The 23,633-nt window shown below is 64.9% G+C and carries 16 protein-coding genes; all 16 read right to left on the reverse strand.

Annotated features, from left to right (window positions below; translation table 11 throughout):
* Positions 1–87: 87 nt before the first annotated feature.
* Entirely contained in the window at positions 88–903 is an 816-nt protein-coding gene (locus RMP10_RS13675) for a creatininase family protein (protein ID WP_310570783.1), read from the reverse strand.
* Positions 903–1,730 carry a creatininase family protein gene (locus RMP10_RS13680; protein ID WP_310570784.1) on the reverse strand — a complete coding sequence of 276 codons (828 nt, stop codon included), beginning with the start codon at positions 1,728–1,730 and terminating at the stop codon, positions 903–905. Before RMP10_RS13680 ends, RMP10_RS13675 begins: the two co-directional genes overlap by 1 nt.
* Before the next feature lie 114 nt (positions 1,731–1,844).
* Positions 1,845–3,125 carry a RagB/SusD family nutrient uptake outer membrane protein gene (locus RMP10_RS13685; protein WP_310570785.1) on the reverse strand — a complete coding sequence of 427 codons (1,281 nt, stop codon included), beginning with the start codon at positions 3,123–3,125 and terminating at the stop codon, positions 1,845–1,847.
* A gap of 11 nt (positions 3,126–3,136) precedes the next feature.
* Entirely contained in the window at positions 3,137–6,043 is a 2,907-nt protein-coding gene (locus tag RMP10_RS13690) for a TonB-dependent receptor (protein ID WP_310570786.1), read from the reverse strand.
* A gap of 214 nt (positions 6,044–6,257) precedes the next feature.
* The gene (locus RMP10_RS13695; protein ID WP_310570787.1) at positions 6,258–7,784 is read right to left on the reverse strand and encodes a serine/threonine-protein kinase; all 1,527 of its coding nucleotides are present in this window, start codon (positions 7,782–7,784) and stop codon (positions 6,258–6,260) included.
* A gap of 238 nt (positions 7,785–8,022) precedes the next feature.
* A complete protein-coding gene (locus RMP10_RS13700; RefSeq protein WP_309672943.1) occupies positions 8,023–8,205 on the reverse strand; it encodes a hypothetical protein in 183 nt (60 codons plus the stop codon).
* 54 nt (positions 8,206–8,259) lie between these two features.
* The gene (locus RMP10_RS13705) at positions 8,260–9,489 is read right to left on the reverse strand and encodes a hypothetical protein (RefSeq protein ID WP_310570788.1); all 1,230 of its coding nucleotides are present in this window, start codon (positions 9,487–9,489) and stop codon (positions 8,260–8,262) included.
* A 76-nt stretch (positions 9,490–9,565) separates the two neighbouring features.
* Positions 9,566–10,426 (reverse strand): NAD(P)-binding domain-containing protein, encoded by an 861-nt coding sequence (locus tag RMP10_RS13710; RefSeq protein ID WP_310570789.1) that lies wholly within the window; start codon positions 10,424–10,426, stop codon positions 9,566–9,568.
* Positions 10,426–11,844: a radical SAM protein gene (locus RMP10_RS13715; RefSeq protein WP_310570790.1), complete on the reverse strand. Its 1,419-nt coding sequence runs from the start codon at positions 11,842–11,844 to the stop codon at positions 10,426–10,428. The genes RMP10_RS13710 and RMP10_RS13715 overlap by 1 nt, the downstream gene beginning before the upstream one ends.
* The gene (locus tag RMP10_RS13720; RefSeq protein ID WP_310570791.1) at positions 11,841–12,626 is read right to left on the reverse strand and encodes a DUF547 domain-containing protein; all 786 of its coding nucleotides are present in this window, start codon (positions 12,624–12,626) and stop codon (positions 11,841–11,843) included. The genes RMP10_RS13715 and RMP10_RS13720 overlap by 4 nt, the downstream gene beginning before the upstream one ends.
* Before the next feature lie 208 nt (positions 12,627–12,834).
* On the reverse strand, positions 12,835–15,909 hold the full coding sequence (locus tag RMP10_RS13725) for an efflux RND transporter permease subunit (RefSeq protein WP_310570792.1): 3,075 nt from the start codon (positions 15,907–15,909) through the stop codon (positions 12,835–12,837).
* The gene (locus RMP10_RS13730; RefSeq protein WP_310570793.1) at positions 15,906–19,040 is read right to left on the reverse strand and encodes an efflux RND transporter permease subunit; all 3,135 of its coding nucleotides are present in this window, start codon (positions 19,038–19,040) and stop codon (positions 15,906–15,908) included. The genes RMP10_RS13725 and RMP10_RS13730 overlap by 4 nt, the downstream gene beginning before the upstream one ends.
* A 12-nt stretch (positions 19,041–19,052) precedes the next feature.
* A complete protein-coding gene (locus RMP10_RS13735; protein ID WP_310570794.1) occupies positions 19,053–20,369 on the reverse strand; it encodes an efflux RND transporter periplasmic adaptor subunit in 1,317 nt (438 codons plus the stop codon).
* An 859-nt stretch (positions 20,370–21,228) separates the two neighbouring features.
* Entirely contained in the window at positions 21,229–21,924 is a 696-nt protein-coding gene (locus RMP10_RS13740; RefSeq protein ID WP_309670841.1) for a thioredoxin domain-containing protein, read from the reverse strand.
* Entirely contained in the window at positions 21,911–23,065 is a 1,155-nt protein-coding gene (locus RMP10_RS13745) for a hypothetical protein (RefSeq protein ID WP_310570795.1), read from the reverse strand. Before RMP10_RS13745 ends, RMP10_RS13740 begins: the two co-directional genes overlap by 14 nt.
* A 316-nt stretch (positions 23,066–23,381) precedes the next feature.
* Positions 23,382–23,558, reverse strand: a complete 177-nt coding sequence (locus RMP10_RS13750) for a hypothetical protein (protein WP_309670830.1) — start codon at positions 23,556–23,558, stop codon at positions 23,382–23,384.
* Positions 23,559–23,633 lie beyond the last annotated feature (75 nt).

Genomic DNA, 23,633 nt, shown 5'->3' on the forward strand with positions numbered 1-23,633 from the left:
TCCCGAACCAGTCACGCACGACAAACGCCCCGCCGCATCCATGGATGCGGCGGGGCGTTTGCTGGTCGCACCACTCGTGTCACTGCGCTACGGCGTGCCGCCCTTCAAGGCGCGATACTGCGCGAGCGCCGCGTTCACTTTTTGATCGACGGCGATCTTGCCGATCGCCGCTGAGGCTTTGGTCGGATCGCCGGTCACACCTGCATCCGGTCCGCCACCGTTCGGCATGAGCTTGTCGAGCCGGATCCCGTCGCCGAACACGTAGAGCAGCTGCGACGTATCGCTAGTGCCGGCGTGCGATCCGACCATCTGCTCATCCCAGCCGTAGGTGGCCTTGAGGTAGTCACGGATCTGCACGCGCCCCTTCTGGTAGTAGTCGACCAGTGCGTACACGCGCACGCCCGTCCCCGCCCACTCGGCATTGAGGGTATTTGCGACGGCGGTGAGCCCCGCCTGATTACCACCGCTGTCGCCGATCAACAGAATGTCGGTGAATCCGGACACGCGCAGTGATCGCACGGCGGCGTCGAGCAATCGATCGTAACTGGGCGACGGCAGCGAGATGACACCGGGCTTGTCGCCGAAGTTCGGGCGCGTGTAGTCGCCCTCGGGTACGTATTGCACCGTGGGCGCCACTAGCGCATTGCCGAGACGCTGCGCGATCTGTCCGGCGGCGAAGGTGACGATGTAATTGTGCTTGCCCATCACCATGTGCGGTCCGTTCTGTTCGGTGCCGCCGGTGGGGATAATCGCCACACGCTTGCCGCCCTGAATAGCATCGCGGATTTCGGTCCACGTCATCGCTTCGAGATACGGCGCTGCCAGCAGATTCGGGCGATCCTGCGCCTGCAGTGCAGGCGTCGTACCCAGCGCGACGAGCGCGCTCAGAAGCAGTCCGCGCATCAGAATCCTCCTGATGTGGGGCGCGACGCACGGATCTGCGCCAACGCGTTATCGATCTTGATCTGCACAAGCGCCTTTCCGAGCGCGGCCGTAGCCTTCGTGGGATCGCCACTCACACCGCTGTCGGGGGAGCCGCCGTTCGGAGCAAGTCGGTCACGGCGCACGAGCGACGGATTCACGAAGAGCAATTCCGACGTATCCACCATCCCGGCGTGACTGCCGATGGTCTCCAGGGGGAAGCCGAGGCTGCCGAGATACGTGCGAATATCCGCGCTGGACTTCGTGTAGTAATCGCCAATGAAGAGGGCGCGACCGCCCGTGTCCTTCCACGCCGCGTTGAGCTGGTCGGCGGCGGCCTTCAGGCCGTTCTGGTTGCCACCGGAGTCGCCGATCAGGATCACGGTGGTGAAGCCGCCGGCGCGCAAACTCTTGGCCGCATGCACGAGAAGTTCGATAAAACGGTCCTCGGGGAGCGTGATCGTGCCCGCCTTCGCCATGTGCCCGCGAAGTGGCGTTTCCCAGCTTCCTTCGGGAACGTAGGTGATGATCGGCGCCACCAAGGCGTCGCCCAGCGTACGAGCGATGCGTTCGGTGGTATGCTGCAGCACATACTTGTGTTCACCGGTCACCATGTGCGGCCCTTTCTGCTCCTGACCCGCGGTGCCGATGATGATCGTTTTCGTCCCGGCGAGCAGGCGATCACGGATCTCCATCCATGTGAGCTCGTCGATGAACACGGGCGGAGTGCGAGGGGGAGCGGCGGGCTGCGCGTCGAGGCGCGCGCCAGCAAGCATAATGGCCAACAAGGTGAGTACGGGCCGTCGCATCGACTACATCTCCGTGTGTCTGGATAGGGAAAGACAAACGTGGCGCCCGGAATCCCCGGGCGCCACGCTTGTACATGCCGCGCACTCAACGCCGTCGCGCGGCATGTCTGTGTCTTACCGCGGGAAGTTGAGGTTGGTCTGCTTCTCCGACAGCGGCGTGGCGAAGCACAGGTCACGACCCGGGATTTCTTCCTTGGGATCGAGGGCCCCCGGACGGGCGAGCGCTGCCCAGCGACGCAGATCGCCGAGTCGGCGTCCTTCCAGCCACAATTCGATACCGCGTTCCCGCTTGAGCGCCGCCCAGCCTTCCGTCAGGCTGGTCGCCGTTACCGGCGTCAGCGACAGCGCGATGCGACGACCGTTGATCGACGTGAGCGCACCGTTGAGATCGCCCGCAATCAGCTTCAGCTCGGCTTCAATCAGACGCATCTCCCAGCCCGACGAGAGATTGATGTTCGACGTGAGCGTGGGATACTTGGTCTGGAAGTACCAGCGCACGCGACCGAGGCTACCGACGGCCGCGTCGCCAACCAGCACCGTGAGGCTGCTGTCGTACGGGACTCGCGGATCACGCGTAGCCCGGCGATACGTCTCGATGTACGTGTTCCACACGGTATGAGCGCGATACGGCTGGTTGGCGCTCGCCCAGAAGATGCGGTTGTACTGATCGAGTTCGTTCTGGTAGTACGGCATGCGATACACGTACGTGCTCGCCACCGTCGCGGCGTCCGTCGCCGCACCGGCCGTGTTGTTGCGCAGCAACCGTACCGACGCCCGACCAGCCGTGGCCGCCGAAACGAGGTTGGCGTTGTTCGCGGCCGTGGCCACCGTGATCGCTTCGGTGAAGTACGTCTCGGCACGCTCGAAATACACCGTGTGCGGGCCGGGAGCGCCACCGTTGATCACCCCTTCACAGAAGTTCTCGCCCAGGTGCCGATTGGAGTATCCCGCCCAGACCAGAGCCTGAGCCAGCGTGGCGCTGCTGGCGGAAGGGGTCCCGAGCACCGACTTGATGCGTGTCACGGCATCTTCGGAGGTCCAGCGGGCGCGTTGCGAAAAATTCCAATAGTTGTCACCGTCATTGTCGACCAGCTTGCCATTTTGGTGAAGCACGGAGATGCCGAAGGCCGCCGTGGAACCAGCCGGAAAAATCTCACGGGTGGCGGCAGCGCCGGTGTACGTGACCCAGTTGAGCGCTTCGGCCAAGTCACGACCAGAGCCATTCACCAGCGAACTCAATGCCGACGGTGAGTTCAATGCTTCTGCCCGGATCGGTCCGGGATTGGTGGCGTCGAGTGCGCAGCCTGAAAGACCAGACAGCAGGCACAGCGGTGCCGCGACGCGAAGGAGGTGACGGGGCACGAAAGCGCGCCCTGAGGAAATCGAAGTAGTCATCAGCGCGTTCCTCAGTAAGAGATGCGGAGCGACATCTGGAAAATCGCGGGCGCTGGGATCTGCTCGTTGATACCACGCACGACCGCGTTGAACGAGTCGTTGTTCGTCATTTCGGGATCGAAGAGCGGCATGCCGTAGTTCTTGCGGAAAAGATTCTGCGCCGAGAACACAAAGGTGCTGTTCGCCGTGCGCGGAATGAGTCTGCCCAGCGGCACGGTGAGCGAGATGTCACGGATACGGAAGAAATCCGCCTTGAAGATGAACATGTCCGGGCGCACGTTTGCCGGAATGCACGTGAGCGTTTCGCGGGCGGTGATCGGCTTACCCGCCGCAATGTTGGCGTAGGCGTCGAAGCAGGTCGGCCACAGCACTGAGCGCGACAAGGCGTTGTACGACGCGCCCTCTTCGATGAAGTGCCCGCCCTGATACTCGCCGCGCACCGACAGGCTGATGTTCTTCCAGCCGCGGACGTTGATGTTGCCACCGATGATCTTGGTGGGCTGACTCGGGCCGAAGTCGTAGTTCGACAGCGTGTCCGGTGCGACGCCACGGGCATCGGAGTTCTTAATGAGCTTGCCGCGCACAACAGGCGCCGGCTTGTTCACCACCACCCAGCCGGAGTTGCCGACGGTGAACGACGGTGCGCCACCGAGACTCACCACTTTGCTGTCGTTGGTGCTGAGATTGATGCCAGCCTTCAAACCCCACGACTCGCGATTGATGATGTCGTGGTTGACGGCGAGCTCGATGCCCGACTTCTGCATTTCGCCCACGTTCTTCAACGTGTTGGCGAGGAACCCTTCGCTGGGCACCGAGCGCACGCTGAACAGCGCGTCGGTCGTGGTGGCATTGAAGTAGGTGAAGTCGACCGATGTACGGCCGCTGAACAAGGTCTGATCGAAGCCAAGTTCGAGCTCGGTGGTACGCTCCGGGCCCAGATCGGCGTTGCCGATGTTGCTTGGCCGTACCGCCGTCGACGCACCCCAGCCTACCTGACTGTATGTCCGCACGGCGGCAAAGGCCCCGGGCGCGCGACCGGCCGAACCGAAGGCGCCGCGCAGCTTCAGCGTGCCGTACTTCTCCTTCCAAAAGGACTCTTCGGAGAGCACCCAGGAACCGTTGATCTTCGGATAGAACTGCAGGCCGAAGTCTTTACCAAAGGCGCTGTTGCCGTCGAGTCGACCGCCGACCGTCACGAAGTAGCGGTCCTTGAATCCCATAAGCACCGTACCGAAGGCGCCACCGGTGATGACGCGCTGCCGATTCTCGTCGGCGTTCTTGATCGCGCCGCTCTGTACGGTCGGGTCGGAAGGCGTCGCGAAGTTCTCGGAGAGCGCAACGACATCGCCCACATTCGAGTTGACATACTGCGTACCCGCCGAGGCGGTGATCTTCAAATCGTCGCCAAGGTTGAAATCATAGTTGTTCACCCAGTCGGTGCTGAGCGTCGTGTTCGACCAGCGCTGATTCTGGATGACACCGAGGGGAGCCGCCGGGAAGCCGAACGGGCGCACGTTACGATTTTCCAGCGCCGCGCGATCAAAACCAACCGTGAGGCGGCTCGAGAAGCGCGTGAACGGCGTGAACGTGCTAGTTACGCCCATGATCAGGCGGTCAATGTTCGTGGCCAGTTTCTGCTGCAACACCAGGCGGATCGTGTCCGCGTTGGCGCTCCCGAAATAATTACGGTCGCGACGGAAGGCGTTGAGCGTGATACCCTGCGCGTTGTTACCGGCCGGCGTTTGATCGATGAGATTGTTGGTGTAAGCGCTGCTCCAGTTCATCGCCAGCTTCTTCATGGGCTGGAAATCGAGATTTGCCCGCACCTGATATTTGCGGTCCCGGTCGTTCGGCAGCACGCCATCCACGTTCTCAACGTTGGTGGAGAGCAGGTATTTCAGGTTGTCACCGCTGCCACCGGACACCTGAATGGCCGTGCCATAGCGCGCGGCATAGTTGTCGAGTCCCGGGATCCAGCCCGTTCCTTCGCTGTTGCGCAGGAACGGATCCATGAACATCAGGGGTACGGAGTCGGTGCCGAACTTCTGCAGGCTGCTGACACCGCCATTGAAGCGCACCTGCCACTTGGCCGCACCACCAGCGCCGCGCTTGGTGAAGATCTGGATCACGCCCGCGGCGGCGTCGGTGCCGTACAGTGTGGCGGCGGCCGCGCCCTTCACGATTTCGATGCGATCGATATCTTCGGGGTTGATGTCGTTGAGCGGGCTGGAATTCGAGTTCGCGCCGCGCTGTGTCGTGCCGGTGAAGATGCCGTTGCGCGGATACTCGTCGCTGCGCGTACGCACGCCGTCGATGAAGATCAGCGGCTGATTCGTGAGCGACACGCTGGTGGTGCCGCGAAGACGGATCGCCGAGCCGCTGCCGGCGTTGCCGACGCCGCCGCCGACCGTGACGCCGGCCAGCCGACCCGACAACATATTCGAGAGATTCGTGGGGACCTCCGGGAGATCCGCCACCTTGACCTGCGCGATGGAGTTGCCGACTTCACGCTTGCGCGCCGAACCACCGGTGCCGGTGACCACGATTTCGTCGAGCGATAGCGCACTGACCGTCAAGGCAAAGGTGACCGTCGTCGTGGCTCCTGCTGTCACCACAACGGGCTTGTCGAGCGGCTGATAGCCGATCAGTCGTGCCCGCGCCACCTGGTTACCCGCGGGCACCGACGCGATCGTGAACGTACCACTGGCGTTCGTGATCGCGCCCAAGGTGGTGCCGGGAATGGCGATCTGCACGTTCGCCAACGGCGCACCGGTGCCACTGTTGCTAACGGTGCCACGGACCGTGCCGAGCGCGCCTTGCGCCTCGGAGCGGAGTGGCGTCATCGAGCCGCCAATGGCAATCGCAGCGACCAGCGCCGCGAAAGCTTGGCCGCCAACGTAACGGCGGAAGCGCATCATGACCTCCATACGGGGAATGGGGTGAAGCGCGTCGCACTGCCGGGGAAGGGAGGCAGGCGATGTGTAACGGCTGGGCGAGATCGGTATGGACCGGGCGCCTCGCGCGAATCGCGGGAACGGACTCGCGACTAGATTCGGCCTCAGGCAATAACTTGTCAATCATTTGACGAACGAAACACACGGTTGAGCCCCAGCGGCGCGCCCTCGCGCCCAGTCACGATGGTCGCGGTACTCCGCTGTCCGTGGGAGTCAGCGAGAAATGTGACCGCAACAGTTGCCGCATCGCGCCAGCGACTTCGTCTTCCATCGCAAAGAGATTGCCCTTCGTGCCTTCCAGTCGATCGGCATACAGGGTGAACCCGTCGGCGGCGTTCACCAGTCGCACGGTGAGCCGGAACTTGTCTCCCTCGGTTTCCACGACGCCTTCCACCAGCGTGCGCACCGGGAGACGGGTGGTATCGCCAGCGGCGATGCGCTTCTGTAAGGCGTCGGCCGCCGAGCGCGAGCTCACGCGCAGACCCTTCTCGCGCGAGAGCGCATCGGTGATCGCGTCGGCGATTGCCTGAGCGGCGAAGGCCTGCGATGAGTCGGCACTGAGGTACACGAACGGGAGAACCGCCACACTTGGCGTCGTGTCTAGCGCGGTCATCGCCGGTCGCACCGCACCGGCATCGTTCGACGCGGAGGCTCCGTCGTTCGTACCCGCAATCCACGCCAGCGCCGCCACCAGCAGCGCGCTCACGCCAGCCAGCAGCGCACGCCAACGCTTCGACGGCGTGCCGACCGGTGTCGATGCGCGCGCGCCGGTGAGCGCACGAATAGCGTCGCGGCCGGACCCGTCGTCGGGAATCGGCGTGAACGAGCCGCTGATCACCTGCGGATCATCGAGCGCCTGCGCCAACGCCGCCGCGCTGGAAGGTCGCTGCAGGGGATCCTTGGCCAGACACTGCATGATCAACGACGCCAACGCCGCCGGGATATCGGGCCGGTGCCGCTGCACCGGCACCGGCTCCTCGGCAATGTGCGCGGCCATCACCTGCTGCGGCGATCGACCGCCAAACGGCGGCGCACCGACGAGCATCTCGTACGCCATCACGCCGACGGCGTAAATGTCCATCGGGTACGACGCGTCCGGATCGGCCGCCACCTGCTCCGGCGCCATGTAGGCGGGCGTTCCTAGCGAAACCCCCGCTGTGGTGTGTGGGCCACCGGCAACGTCATCAGAGGTATCGCCGCGCTCGCCGTGACGCGCTTCGGCGAAGGCCTTCGACACACCGAAGTCGGCCACCACGGCCGCTCCATTGGCGAGCAGCACGTTGTCCGGCTTGATATCACGGTGCACGACGCCGCGCGCATGCGCGACGGTGAGCGCCCGTGACACATCCCGCAGAATACGCACGGTGTCCACCACCCCGAGCGACCCGCGCTGCAACCGTGTGCGCAGCGACTCCCCTTCCACAAACGGCATCAGGAAGTACGGCAGCCCGTCGATCTCGCCGGTGTCGAGCACCGGCACAATCAGCGGGTGCTGCAGCGCCGCCGCCGTGAGAATCTCACGCCGAAACCGATCGACGCTCACGCCGGCCGATAGCTCGGGACGCAGGAGCTTGATGACCACACGCCGGTCGAGACGCCGGTCGTATGCCACGTACACGCGCGACATCCCTCCGCCTCCGAGTTCTCGCTCGATTGCGAAGTCGTCGCCGAGTCGGCGCTGGATCTGGTCTTGAAGGGCGGTCATGGCGTGATGGGGGACACTGGATTGGACACCCCGAATACGCCAAAACGTTCGTACCGTGTGCAGGATTGGGTGATTTCTCGGAACTGATCGCACAGAGATAAACTGATCACACAGAGATAAGGAGAAAAGGAGAACACAGAGCGACCGGCTCCGGTGTTCTCCTTTTCTCTTTCACTCTTTGTCTCTGTGTGATCGGTTCAGCATTCGATCGGAATGCCTGACCCGTTCGTCGTACCGCTTACGGGCGAGCCGGACCCATGATGTTCCTGGCGTACAGCGCGATGATGATCGCGACCAACGCGACCTGCCCAATCGGACCGATCACGCGGATCAGACCGAAGATCGCCGAGATGAGCATCAACGGCAGCTTGATGATCGGCAGGAGCCAATCGGCGTTGGCGGGATACGAAAAGAACGGCATGGATAGTCTCGCGAAGGTTCAGAACGACAACGGGTGAAGATTAGCTGGTCCCGCTCAGCCCCGGAAGCGCTGGAGGTATTGCAGGTCGTCGTCGTCCACCCGAATCGTGTAGACCGTGCCGCCGGCGCCGAACCCGATCACGCGGGTCTGCCTGGGCAGGACGACCTTGCCCGTGAGCTTTCCAGCCGCCGAGAAAACATCATACGTGGGAATGGGATCGGACGCCGCGCGATTGCGGGCGATCCAGATCTCTCCCGCGGGGGTCGCGAAGATCCCGTTCGAATTGAAGGGTGGCTTGGTTGACGGCCACTCGGCTGGCTCCTCGAACGGTGGTGGCGCGGTACTGGCGCGCGTCTGCGAGCCGCCGGGGCCACCTTCGGTACGCATGATCGCGATCCCGCCCGCGTTCTTCGACTGATCGCTGTACTCCTGCTTCTCGGCGTTCCCGACCTTTACCGGCGTGAACGCGACGGACGCGCCACGCGTGACGGCACGGGTAGGTGACACGAGATCGAGGTGATAGTCGCCCACGCGGGCAATCACGACCGTCCCATTGGGCAGCACCGTCCAGGCGTCGCGTGCGGGGTACGGTGTGCGTCCACCGATCCGTACCTCCATGCGCTGGTTGCCACCGCTGCCGCTGGACTTCACCGAGGCGTTGTTCTTGGGCAGGTGCACCCAGGCCAGCGTATCCGCGACCTTGGTCGTGCGATCATACCGCACGATGGGGGCGGTGTCGGCGGTAACAGGACCGTTCGGCCCCATCGAGATCCCGCCACCTTCGAAATACAGACGTCCCCGGGCGTCAGCGGCGCGCGGCATGCCGAACCCGAGTCCTCCGATTCGCATCATCTGTCCGCCGCCTTCGGGGCGCTGGCCTTGTTGCGGGCGCGGCGGCGCCGACGGCTCGTCACCCACGCGGAACGACGCGCCGGGCTTGCCGTCGGGGTGCACCACGAGATACCGCTGGTTCAGCGGATCGAAAATCACGCTGCTGTCGCCAGGCAGGGCGAACAGCTGCGTGGGGATGCCGTACTCACCGGGACCCGAGCCCTCGCGACCCACCTTGGTCGCACGGTTCGCCGTGAGATTGATCAACTGCACGAGCTTGTCGCGGCTATCGACGACGAGCAACCGGCCGTCCTTCAACTCGCGAACGGCGGCGATCTGCGAGAAGGGTTCGCCGTATTCGGCGAGCGGCTTCGTCAGCGTACGGGTGGGCTGCTGGGCGGCGACGGGAAGGGCGGCTGCGGCCAACAGCGCGATGACGCAGGGAGTGCGCATGGGCGGAGGGGGGTGGAGGTCACGAACGATAATTCGTCACCACACCCCCCGCCTGCGGTTGCCTGGGTTCCTCGAACTACGCGACGGTGCCCTGAATCGCGTCCTTGGCGATGACGGCAAAATCGCTGGCACCGAACCCTTCGGCGATCACGGCATCCATGCGGGTCGCGAGCGACGGCAGCACGGCCAACGGCAGGTCACCGGCGGTTTCCATCATCAGGCGGATGTCCTTGCGCGCCATCGTGAGCTCAAAGCTCGCGTCGAACTTGCCGGCGGCCATGGTGCGACCGCGCCCCTGCAGGATGTTGCCGGGGTTGAAGAACTCGAGGAGCTTGAGTGCATCGGTTGGAGCGATGTCGCTGCCCTTGGCAATGCTGTACACGTCGCTGAGCAGGGCGCCCATGCCGATGATGAAGGCGTTGCCCATCAACTTGTAGGCCGCGGCGAGGTCATTGCGCTCACCGAAGTACTCCACGCGCGCGGCCATATGGCCGAGGGCGTCCTTCACCGAGTCGTACAACGCGGTGGGGCCGGCGGCGAGGATGATGCCCTGACTCTGTCGCGCCGCGGCCGGTCCGATGAATACGGGGCAGTGCAGATAGTGCACCCCTTCGGCGTTCAGACGTGTGGCACGCTCGGCGGTGAGCGCCGGCTGCGTGGTGGTGTGATCGACGATGATCGCGTCAGGCGACAGTCCGGCTCGCAGCTGCGCGACGACGTCGTCCACCACGGCGTCATCCTTGAGCACCAGATGCACCCGCGACGCTCCACGGACGGCGTCGGCCGGTGTTTCGGCAACGATCGCGCCAAACGACTCGAGCGCGCGGGCTTTGTCGATGGTGCGGTTCCATACCGTCACCGTCTCGCCGCGTTGACAGGCGGCTTCCACGAAGCCGCTACCAAGCAGCCCCGTTCCGAGAAACGCGATAGTGGTCATTACTGAAAGATAGCCACTTTCTCCCGGCGTGAAGCCGGAACAGGTTCAGCCAAGCGCTCGGCCTGAAGCGTTTCGTAATAGGATTCGCGATAGCCGAGGGCATTGACTTCACACATGGACAGCATCTTTCCCCGCACCGGGACGCGGAACACACAGTGCGCGAGACGCTCCTGTCCCTCGGCCGTCGCGATCTGCTCGCGACTCATGAAGTGATGACTGACGATGGTGAGCGGGGTGAGTCGACGCCGGCCGGCTAAGAGGCCGACCGCCCCGCGCAACGCATTGCCGCCGCCGATGTGCTGCAGCCAACGGTGCGCGAACCGCGGTACAGCACGCAGCATGAAGCCGGGGGCGTGGCGCACGAGACCCACCGCGCGGGCGAGCGCCTGCTTGCGCCCGTCGAGGCGGAAGGAGATGCCGCCGAAGCGCGCCAGAAACCCGTCAACGATCGCCACATCCGTCGCATTCGCGGCATCGCGGATGGAGCGAAAGCGATGACGCCCGTCAGGATCGTGCAACACCGCCCCGTTCACCATGCGGTTGCACGCCTCGTGACCGAACCAGACGCCCATCTCATTCATGCGCCGCGCCCCGCCATCCACGTGCAAGCCACGAGCGACCTCTTCCCACACCGACTCGGCGTCGACACCACCACCGAAACCATCTTCGGTCCGACCGACCTGTGCGATCGGTTGAAAACTGATCAGGCGGAATGCATCGCTGTGCTTCGTGAGCCAGCGCATCACATCCCCCACGCCGTGCAGATTCTCGCGTGTCACGGTCATCGTGGTCGCGGCGCGCAGGGGGAGCCCGGTAGTGCGTTGCGCGGCCCGAATCATGTCAGCGAACTCTTCGCGCAACGGGTTGAGCTGCCATTCCGACGTGGCACGCCGCCACTGGTCACCCAGCCGGCCTCGCTGCGTCGTGTCGACGTGAATCGAGACTTCGACAAGGCCGCCGCGGACCATGAGGTCTTCGAGCAACCCCGGACGACGACGGAAGCTGTCGCCGTGTGTCATGAGCATGGGGATGAGACCGAGCGACTGCGCGTACCTCAGCAGCTCGACGATCTCGTCGACTGGGCGCAGTGTCACTTCACCGTCGGTGAGCTGCAGGTTGCCGGCATGGCCGAGCACGGGGCGCAGCGCGCGGATTTGCGCTTTGATTTCGTCGAGGCTCGCCGCCGGAATCGTGTTGGCCCCGGCGTTGAGATAGCAGCCGCGGCAGGCGAAATCGCAGCGAGGCATCGCACCGATGGTGGCACCACACCCGTTGCCCTGCCTCCCGAACATTTGCTGCGGGACGCGCATGGAGGGGGCCAACGATGCCCAGTTCTCGGCCAGCATCTGCTTCGCCTCGGCACGAACCGGCGCGCGCACGATCTGCACGAACTCCGACCAACCCGACTGCGTGCTCATGAACCGCGCGGCGACGTATACGCCCGCATGATGTTCAACGACCAGTCGTAGTCAGTGACACGCACCGTGAAGCGACCGCTGTTCAGCAGCTCGCGCTCGGCCCCAGCGGGGAAGTAGCGCGCAACGAACCGACCAACGGTCGCCTGCGACCCGCCGAAGTCCTTGATGTAGTCGCGGAACTCCACGAAGATCGGGCTGAGATACGCCACGCGGGCTGGCACATCCACCCGATTCTTGGTGGGCGAGTGCAGCAGGAACTGACGCGCCTGATCATCGAGCTGCGCGTCGAGCGTCGCGCCCGCATACGCTTCGCTCCGGAGCGGTGGGCAGCCCATGGCAGCGCACACGAGCGCGAAGTGAATGCGCGGTTCGGCGAACCGCTTGCGAATGATCTCCTGCTCGATCTCATCCAGCCCGTAGGCCCGTCCGCCGACCACGGCGAGTTTCTCCTTCCACGGCCCATACGCCTTCACCACGCCAAAGCTCTTGTTGATGTTCCGGATCGACACGCGCTCGTCATGCACATTGATGAGCTGGATGGTGTACGCGTTGTAGGCGTTGATCCACAGGGCCAGGGCGTCGGCTTTGTTGAGCGAGGCCGGATCGGTCTTCGCGAGTGAGGCGAGGTAGGCCTTGAACTCCGGGGCCCGCTTGAACGCGTCGTAGTCGACGAGCCCGCCGCGCACATGTGCCTTGAGCAGGGCGTCGAACGGGGCATGCGACGGAGCGGGCTGCGGGGTCGCAAGCGAGAGGGCGGCGGCGAACAGGGCGGCAGTCAGCATGGTGAAGTGTCTACGCCGACCGCGCACAGCTGGATTTGTGGCGGGGGGATTGGACGTGCGGGAGCCGGGCTTGGTGGCTATTCCAGCTATCGTAAGTTCACGCGAAGGGCGCGAAGGCCGCGATGGTGCGCGAAGAACAGCAAAAGAAAAGTCTTTGTAGTTGCTGTTCTTCGCGCTCTTCGCGGCCCTTCGCGGACTTCGCGTGAACCTACGGACTCGCGGCCGGCACGACGGCCCGTGTACGCCGCACGCGCCGCCCCACCAGCAGCGCCGGCATCACAAACATTACGCCCAACGTCCCCGCGACGGTTCCACCGGCGGTCGCGAGGGCGATTGCACCGAACAGGCGGGTGGCGTCGGTGCCCACCGAGAGCGGAATGAGCGATGCCATGGCGGCGAGCGTGACAATGAGAATCATGCCGGCGCGATCGAGCGCGGCGTGCAGCACCTGCCCCGCATGCAAGCGCGCATCGAGCCCGGCGGCATGCAACGCCCGACGCTTCTCGAGCGCCGCATCGGCCAGCAGGATCGCCTGATTCACCGCCAGGCCGATCACGAGAATTACCCCCACGGCGGCTTCGCGCGTGAACGCCGCCTTGAGCAGCCAGAAGGCGGCTACGACACCGCCGATAGCGAGCGGCAGTGACAGGAACACCTGTGCCGCGCCCCACATCGAGTCGAACACCAGCGCCACGGCGAGTACCACCAACACCACGCCGATCGCGAACACGAGATACAGGCCCTTCTCGCTTTCATCGCGATCGAACGGCGAGCCGTCGGTGAGGTCGATGATGCTGTATCCCGCGGGAGCGGCCAGCGATTTCATGAACGCCGTGTGCGTACGACGTGCCAGCTTGGCGGGTCCGCGGAAATCGTACGACACTTGCCGGATATATTGCTGGTCTTCGCGCACGATCGTACTGAGTGCTTCGCGCGCGCTTACGATGGCCACGTCGCCGATGCGCACCGGGGCGCCGGTAAGCGTGGGCACGATGGCGTCCTGCAATTCCTCGAGACTGCGGTCGCGCGCGCCGGCCGCCTTCACCGTGACCGGCAGTTCGTCGCCGCCGATTTCGAGCAGCTGTCGACCTACCGGCCCGCGCACTTCACGAGCGATGGCACCGGTCAGCAGCGACGCGTTCAATCCGTAGCGCGTGAGCGCGGCGCGATCGGGTTCGAGCGTGACCTGATAGCCGCGCTCGCCGCCGAAGTAGCCGCCGCTGGTGATGCGCACTTCGCGCACGCGCGTGATGCGTTCGAGGCGCGACTTGAGATCATCGGCCACGCGCCCGACACCGTCGTACGAGTAGCCGCGTACCTGAATGCGAAACGTGGCGAAGCTCGACCCGCCGCCACCGCTCGAGAATCCCGGGCCGTCACCCACCACGTTCACACTCGCGCCGCCGATCAATACGGCGCGCTGCGTGAGCAGCTCCTGCAGCTCGAGTGGCACCGCGGTGAGGCCACCGCTGCGTGTGAACAGCACCGACATCTGCGCCGACGTGCCCGATCGCGCGGCGGCGCGCACCTGTTCGATCTCGGGGCGCCCCACCACCAGCCGTTCGAACTCCGCCATGCCACGGTCGAGCGTACCGGGATCGGATCCGCGTGGGAACGACAGCCCCACGCTTAACGACGTGCGTCGTTCGCCGAAACCACCGAACGATGAGCGTGGCACTTTCTTGATGAAGCCCCAGGTGAGCACCGCCAGCACGGCCACAGCGCTCACCATGGTGACCGCACGCCACCGCAGCAGCCGCATGAGCACGCGCGCGTACAGTCGCCGCAATCGTGGCCACGACGCATTCTGCGCGGCCACGCCTTTCCCGAGGGCCGGCACCACGAGCAGTGCGGTGAATACACTCCACCCCAGCGCGAACACGAACGCCGCCGCGAACGGCACGAACGCGGCCCGCGTGTCGCCTTGCAGATACAGAAACGGAAAGAGCACCACTGCCGTCGTGAGCGTGCTCCCGATGATGGCTGGCATGATGCGCTGCGTGGCGCGCGCGCGGCCGTCGGGCGTATCGGGCTCGGTGCCCAAGCGCTCCACCACCACGAGACCATTCTGCACCAGAATGCCGACGCCCATGCCCAGCCCGGCCAGCGTGAGCAGATTCGCCGGGATATTGAACAGGTACAACGAAAGCGCCGTAGCCGCGATCGCGACGGCCGTAGTCCCCATCACCACCGCCACTGCGCGCCAGCGCCGCAGCGTAAACGCCAGCACCAGCAGCACGCACCCGAACGCGATCGTACTGCGCAGCGCCAGATCGTCGAGCTCCTCTTTCAGGTCTTCGCTTTCGTCATTGTTGATGCGCAGCCGCACCGCCGCCGGCATGGTGGGCTCGAGCTGCTTGATCGCCGCGCGCAGTGCCGCCGCCGTCTTGATGGCATCGGCGCCGGGATGCCGCGAAATCTCCACCGCCACCGCTGGGGCCCCATCAATGCGAAAGAAGCGGCCGCGGGCGTCTTCTTCGGCCCGCACCGTGGCCAGTTCCCCCAGCTTGAACACGCGCGTTCCGGGTCCACGTACCGGCAGCGCCTGCAGATCTTCCAGCGCCTTCGGCTGGTCGCGCAAGACCACGTTCTGTGTAGTGGTATTGGCCGGATCACTGCCGCGATCGAGCGCCCCCAGGGCCTGTACCACGCGCGCACCGGCAATGGCTTCCGACAGTCGCTGCGGCGAGACACCGATACGTCGCAGCTGGACCGGATCGTACGACACCGACACCCCCATGTCGGTGCCGCCCCGCACACTTACACCGGCCACACCAGGAATGCTGCCCAACCGCGGACTTACGCGTTCTTCCAGCAACTTCTGCAACGTGCCGGACGTGTACGGTCCGAACACCGACAGCGACATCAGCGGCGCTTCTTCGAGTCCTTCCGGCACATAGTTGGCCACGGTGGGCGCGCTCGCCCCGGGCGGCAAATCGGCGCGAAGCAGCTCGAGTCGCTCGAGAATGGCCAGGCGCGCCATCTGCACATCGGCGCGCTCCTCCAGTTCCACGGTGAGACTGGCGTAGTCGTCGTTCGAATTGCTGGATACGCGCCGTACGCCGCGCACGCCTTGAATGGCCGCTTCCACCGGGCTCGTGAGATACGTCTCGATCACTTCCGGCGACGCGCCGGGCCAGCTGGCGAAGACGCTGAGTCGCGGCAATTCCACGGTGGTGCGCGTGGCCAGCGGCAGTCGCGTGAAGGAGATCGCGCCGGCCAAGAGCAGGGCCACGCAGATCGCCCACACCACCGCCGGGCGGTGGGTCGCGAAGCGAATCATGCGGCGCGCTCAGCACGACGCAGCGCGCGGCGTTCGGTGCGCCGCTCGAGCACCGCGTACGCGGTGGGCAGCAAAAAAAACGTGACCAAGAGCGCGCTGATACTGCCACCGATAATGCCAGCCGCCAGCGGCTGATACAACGCGCCACCGCTGCCCCAACCGAACACCAGCGGCAGCACACCGGTCACGGTGGTAATCGACGTCATCGCGATGGCGCGGAGGCGTTGTTCACCGCCCCGTACGATCGCCTCGTCTATGCCATATCCGTCTTCGCGGAATTTGCGAATGGCATCGAGTTTCACCACCGCTTCGTTGTCGGCCATGCCGATCATCACCACGATGCCGATCAAACTCACGGCGTTGAGCGACTGCCCGGTGAGCCACAGAAAGATCACCGCGCCCGCACCAGCCAACGGCACCGTGAGCATGACCACCAGCGGTATCGTGAAGCTGGCAAACTCGCCCGCCAACACCAGGAACATGAGCAGCGCCGCCAGCACCGCCACCAGCGTGAGTTCATTGCTCGTGCGCTCTCGCTCTGCGTCGGCGCCACCCACTTGCCACGACACCCCGGCCGGCAGCGTGAGGGCCGCCATGCGCGACTGCACATCGGTGGTGGCCTTAGCCGTGCCACCGCTCTCCACCAACCCTTCAATGATGGTGACCGGGCGCTGCCCCACGCGCACCACTTCCAACGGCGCCCGTGTTTCTCGCACTTGCACCAACTGCGCCAACGGTACGCCGCGCAGCGGAGTCTTGAGCGCGGTCTCCAACTCTTCGTTGCGCAGACCGGCATAGCGTACCATGATCGGCGTGCGACGGTCGGTTTCGCGCAGCTCGCTCGCACTCACACCACCCAACGCGCCGGCCAGCGCACTCGCCACCTGTTGCGGTACGATGTTGCGCTCGGCCATGCGCGCACGCTCCAGCGACACCTCCACGATAGGCTGCGTGGCGGCGAACGCATCGCGCACATCGGTGAGTGCGGGCACCGTTTGCATGGCTCGGCGCACGGTGTCAGCCCATCGCTGTGATTCCACCAACGTGGGGGCCGAGAGCTCCACGCGAACCAGGCGTCCTTCGCGGCCGATCAACGACCCGAACTCCGACTGCCCGGCCAGATCGATTGCCAGCGCACCTTTGGCCAAATCCGGCAACTTGGCCCGCAGCTGCTGCGCAAACTGGGCGGCATCGGCGCTCGCCGGCACCGGCACGATGAGCTGCGCGGTGGCACTCGATCCCGGATCAGCACCGGCCAGGATCTCTTCGTCGGTGGCCTTGCCCACGCGAGCATAGATGCCCGTGGCACCAAGCGACCGTGCCGCAGTCTCTACACGCGCGACCTGCGCCGCCGTGGCCTGAATGCTGGTGCCTTCGGGCAGCTGAACTGCCGCCACCAGCACGCCTTCGTCCACCCGCGGCAGAATCTCCTTCGGCAACGTGTAGATCAGTACCACCGTGATCGCCAACAACGCGCCGGCCATGCCGAATACCGATCGCGGATGCGTCAGCGACCACCGCATGCCCTGTTCGTACCACGCGGTGAGCGTGCGCCCCCAGCCGTCAAGCGTGCGCGCGGCAGCCGACGGCTCCTTCGGCGGCGCAATGGGCGCCGGCGCCGAGTTCGCGAGCTTGCGCCGCCCAACGATCATCACCGGCATGAGCGTGAGCGCCAACACCAGCGACGCCGCCACGGTGGTGACCACGCTCAAGCTCAAATCGCGAAACAGCGCCGCCGCGAGGCCGCGCACGAAGATGATGGGGCCGAACACCAACACCGTGGTGAGTGTGCCGGCGAACAGCGGCGCCGCGACTTCATCGGTTCCGGTGACAGCCGCCTCCAACAGCGACATCCCTTCTTCGCGCCGTCGTCCCACCGACTCGGCCACCACAATCGCCGTATCCACCAACAAGCCGGTCCCCAACGCGAGGCCACCCAAACTCAGCACGTTGATGGATACACCAAGGGCTTGCAGCGCCACCAGCGCCATCAGCACCGACAACGGCACCGTCACTCCGATGGCGAGCGATAGTCGCCAGTTGCGCAGGAACACGAAGATCACGAGCAGCGACAGCAGCCCGCCAGCCACGATTTCCTGCCCCAAATTCGACAGCGCATCCACCACGAAGTCGGCCTGCGCCGCCACCACGGTCATCGACACGCCGGGGAACTCCTTTTCCAGCTGCGCGATGGCGTCGGTCATGCGACGCGTCACCGCTACGGTATTCGAGCCGGCGTCTTTGTAGACCACCATGCCGATGGCCGACGTACCATCGAGACGCGTGAGCGTTTGCGGATCGGCCAGCCCCAGCGACACCGTGCCCACATCGCGCAGCGTGATGCCGGCGCCCAAGGGTCCGATCGGCGTGTCGAGAATCTCCGACGGGTTCCGGAACTCGGTGAGCGCCCGCACCGAGAAGCGGAACTGTCCTTTCCGAATGGTGCCGCCGGCACCGGTGGCATTCTCGGCCCGGATCGCGGCTGCTACATCTTCCGGCGTGAGATCGAGAGCGCGCAGCTTCTCGGGATCGAGCTCTACGCGGACTTCATCGTCGGGCGCCCCCACCACCGCTACACTCGATACGCCTTCGATTTGCTCGAGACGTCGCGCGTGCACTTCGGTGGCCGTGCGCGCCAAGCTGCGCAGGTCGCCACCACCTTGTGCCCGCGAAGCTTTTGCCGCTTGCGACGCTGACTGCTTGATGGCCAGCACCGCGATGGGGCGTTCACCCGGATCGCTGGTGAGCAGCGTGGGGCGATCGGCGCGTTCCGGTAGCTGACTGCGCGCCGCGTCGAGCCGTTCACGCACCGACAGCACGGTGGCGCGCATGTCAGTGCCCCACTCGAAGCGCGCGGTGGTGGTCACTTCATTGTTGCGACTCACACTGCGCAGTTCGGTCAGCCCCGGCGTGGCACCGATCGCTTCTTCAATCGGCTCGGCCACGAAGCGCGACACTTCGGGCGCGGCGGCGCCGGTGTACACCGTGCGAATGGTGAGCACCGGCAGCGACACATCGGGCAGCAGCGACACCGGCAATCGACTCAGCGACACCGAGCCCAGTAGAACGACGGCCAGAATCGCGGACAGCGTCGCGACGGGGCGACGCACCGCATAGGCGGCGAGACTCACGCGCCGCCCTCCCTATCGCTTGAGTTTCGGCGCACGATCGCTCGGCGCACGTTCACCCGACGCACCGGTAGCGGGCGACGCTTCGCGCGGCGCCGTCACGCGTACCGGCGCGTCGTGCGTGAGCGTGAGATGTCCTTCGGTAATGATCTGATCGCCCGGATTCACCGGAATCTGCCCGGTGGTGGAATCAGGCAGCACCTCGGTGTCGATGCCATTCGTGCGACCCGGCACGATGTAGGTCCACTGCGCGCGTCCGTCTTTCACCACGAACACCAGCGGTCGTCCATCGCGCTCGATGACGGCACGCGACGGTACCATGCGTCGGCCCGGCAATCGCGTGGCCTCGAGTTGCACGTCGGCATACATCCCGGGGCGTAGCGTACCGTCGCCCTGCACGCGCACGATGGCGCGGCCGGCGCGCGTGACGGAGTCTACCAACGGCAACAGCGCATCCACCCGACCACGTAGCAATCGACCCTGCGCGCCAGCGCTGCTGATGCTGGCTTCACCGCCCACCCGCACCAGCGGCAAGTCATGCTCGAGCACCTGCGCCTCGATACGCAGATTGCGCGTGTCGACTACCGTGAGCAGCGGCTGCCCGGCACTGACCTTCTCGCCGGCCGAGATCTCGATGGCGTCTACGATGCCATTTACGGGGCTCCGGATCGTGGCGCGATCCTGCTCGTACTTGGCGCGTTCGAGGCGCAATCGCGCGCCAACCAGGCCGGCTTTGTTCATCAGGGCCTTGCGCTGTTCCGGCGTCGGGCCACGGCCCGTGACCACTGACTCGGGCACGAAGCTTTCCAGAAAGCGCTGCTCGGCTTCATCGGTGCTGGCCTGCGCGTCGCGCACCGAGAGATCGAAGGGATACCCATCGAGACGGGCCAGCACCTGTCCCTTGGACACCGACTGCCCGGGTCGTACCACGAGCTGCGCCACCGTGCCCGCCACTTCGGCGCGCAGCTTTACCGCCGCGTCGGAGCGGATCTGCCCCGTGGTGGTTACCCGCAGCACCAGGTCGCCGTCGCGCGCCTCTTCGGCCATCACCGGCAGGGCCAAGGCCGGGCGGCCGGCTTCCTCGGCCGCTTCCTGAGCGGCGGTGGAGGTGGCGCTGGCGGAATCGGTGGTAGCGGCGGCGTCGCCCTTGTTGCAGGCGGTGAACGTGAGCGCAGCGAGCAGTGGCGCGACCACCAGCGGGCCGAGAACACGAGCGGGACGACTGGGAGGTGTCTGCATTGGGATCGTCAGTAGCGAAGCCGGCGCGTGCGGATGCGCGACGCCGAGCGATGGCACGCAATTGGAGTCGCCGTAGCGCGGAAAGGTTGCCACGGCGGAGGCGAGACAAGTATGGAGAGAGGGGCGGGATCGCGCGATGGCGAAATGCTGCGCACGGGGTGATTCGAGCGCGCCAAGCAGCGCGAGATCTGGTCACAGCAGGGAGACGGACCGCTGGCGAATCGACTCACGTGAAAGCGAATCTGATGATGGCCGCGTTTCTCAAAACGGCGCGGGGCACAATCGGAAGCGACGCGAAGGTGCCGATCACCAATGGGTTGAGTTTCTCGGTCCTCGGGCGCGTGCGATCACTCATGCGCGATGCGCGTTTGATGGCGAACACAGTTCATGTTGCGCAATCTGTTGCTCCGGCAATGTTAAAGCCGGTCTTTCAGCTGGATCGATCTGAGTCGCAAAACATCAACTGGATCGTGCTACAGTGCGATCAACAAGTAAGAATCGACGATTTGCCATTCTGGAAGGTTCGCTCCCGCGTTCGCCAGTGTCAATTGATAGTTCCACTCTTCTGGCGGTGGCAGAATGAGGAGATTTGCTGCGATAAAGTAGGGTGCGGTGGCACTGACAGGAGGCACAAAGCCTTGCCGCCTACCTTGCAGCACTTCGCGAGCGAGGGGTCGCAGCTTTCTTCGTACGGCAAATACACCGCCTGCCGACGGAGTTTATTGTCTCCGCCGATGCGGATATAGAGCACGGTGGTGACGTAACAGCGACGTCGCGTCTCCCCTAGCCAGACATGCCGTGGTTTATCATCGAAACGTTTCGGAGCTTCGACGTCACGGCGGCAGGCCGGGTACACTTTTCACGACCAATTCTAGGTCGCCGAAACAGGGAGTGAAGCGACTCGTTTCTATTGGTCCCGCGCCGGGGCGCCGGCGACTGCGCGTGCGGGTACTCACCGTGCGGGTTGGCGCCTTCCGCCGACGGCGGGAACAACCGAGGGAACATTCGCGCGCACGATGCTATCAAGGACGCTGACGCTGGGCGTTCCACCGAGCAGGGTCGAGCCCACGATGACGCTCGGGGTGCCACTCAACTTCAGAGTACGCGCCTGCGCCATGTCAGCCTTTACTCGCGTGTCGAACCGCCGACTGGTGACGCACCGTTCAAAGGCGGCCACATCCGCAACGCCGCTCTTGCGTGCGAATGCGCTCCATTGCTCCGAGGGAATCGAATCCTGAGATTCGAAGAGTGCATCATGAAAGCGTTCGAAACGATCTTGGTCGCCCGCGCATTCGGCGGCTAACGCGGCATCAAAGGCGTAGGGGTGAAGATTCTCGATGGGCATGTGGCGATACTCTACGCGAATCGCGTCGGGATACCGTTCACGAATCCGTTTGAGATTCTGCTGAAGCACGGAGCAGAACGGACATTGGAAGTCGGAGAAAACAAGCAGCGCGACCGGTGCGGATTCCGGACCCATTCGTCTGCCGACCCCCCACGATTCAAGCGCCTCGCGCAGCTCACGGTTCTTCGGTGCGCTGCGTACCGGAGGAAAGAACTCCCGCCGCACCACCGCTGCGGTGACGAGCAAGGCGCAGACCGTGAGCAGCGCAGACGAGATGGTTCCCCAGCGGCTACTTTCGGCCATGGCCACGCTCCGCAGCGAGAGAGTCGAGCAGACGAAAGGCGTACACGGAAGGCACCTGATTCTCGTCGCTTCCGATGGTATACAGATGGTTCGCGCGGACGGCTGCGAGGCGCATGTCGGCAGGAAAGCGCACCGTGCCGCGCACGACGCCGTCCACATCGCACCACACCCAGCGATCGGGTTGACCGCCGGCACCGGTGAGCCCGAGCCACACGCCGTCGTGTTCATCGACCACGACATCGGCGAGCGGCGGCCACGCCACCGGCATCGAATCGGAGAGCACATCGCGCAGGCGGGCGCTGGTTCGCTCCCGTTCACGTGCGAGGTCGTCGGGACGCACGGCCACGGGCGAGGTGGTCATGGCACACCGACGAGCCTCGCTGCCATCGAGCGCTACCACCGTGACCGCCACCGTGTCGGTGCGCGCATACACGACTCGCTTGCCGGCAGAGAAGCGAACGATCGGTTGTCGGCCGAAGACGTTGGTGCCCACGGATATCATCGAACCCATGCGGCGGAAGAGATTCGAGCGACCGATTCCCGTCAGCAACGAGTCGCGGACCAGCGTGCCTTCCGTACCGAGCACCCGCACCACCATGCGTCGGTCGGCAAACTGCGCATCCGATGCCTGCGCTCGGACCGGCGCCATGTAGGTGGCCAGCAACTGCGACGTGGCGCCAATGCGGTACACCCGTTCCGGCGAGCCGGAGCCCTGATTGGTCACCGTGCGCGAGTACACGACACTGTCGTCACCGGATCGGAAGGCGTTGATGCGCTGTAGCACGTTGTCGAAGACGAACAGCGTATCGCCTTCGCCCGCCTGCACACTGCCGATGCCTCGGAACTCGCCAGGGCCCGCGCCCGGACGTCCGATGGTTCGCAGCACTCGGCCGTGCGGCGAGATCACCGTGACGCTGAACGGAGCGGCATCGGCCACGTAGACGGCCCCGTGCCGATCCACATCGAGGTCGATGATGTAGCTGAACGACGCCTCCGCATCCGTTTGCCAGAGCGGTGCAATGCGCAACGACGGTCCTTCGTCCGAGCTTGCCACCGCCGGCGTTGTTGCAGCAGGCTCGCTCGTGCGCGTGCGTGCGGTGTCTGATGCGCTACATGCCACGACGCCGAGCAAGCCACTCACCAATCCAACACGCGCCCCGCTGACGAGTCGGAACGCATGTCGAAGCAGCTGGACGCGGCACGCGCTCAAAAGAGTAGGCAGCCCAAGAACGTGGTACAGGCCTCGCAGCTAGTCGCGGTGGCCTCACACGCGCCGCCGCAACATCTCGGTCCGCTGCCAACCTGACAACACACATCGCCGGACTCGGCCATCACCGGTCGCGGAGACGCCAACATGAACGCGCCGGCTCCGATGACCATCATCGCAAGCGCCCGCATCCGCTTCATCTGTCTCGTCGTCATACTCGTTCCCTAGAAGAGGTGAATAGAAGCGTCGATCAGGTAAGAAGGCAGTTCCAGAATCCGGTGCAGGCGTCACAAGTCGTCATGGTTGCTTCGCAATGCCAGCCGCAGCACTGCGCCTGCCCGTTTGCTGAGGTGCAGCAGGTTTGCCCCTCTCCAGCGAGCGCGGTCTTGGGATTGAGCAGGATCATGCCGCCGACGGCAATGGTCACTGCAGATACGAACGTCCTGATGCGCCGATGCATAGGCCTCTCGTGTTGGAATGTCAGACAGAGTGAACACGCAGA

This window comes from Gemmatimonas sp. (assembly GCF_031426495.1).
In the GTDB taxonomy this organism is placed as follows: Bacteria; Gemmatimonadota; Gemmatimonadetes; order Gemmatimonadales; family Gemmatimonadaceae; genus Gemmatimonas.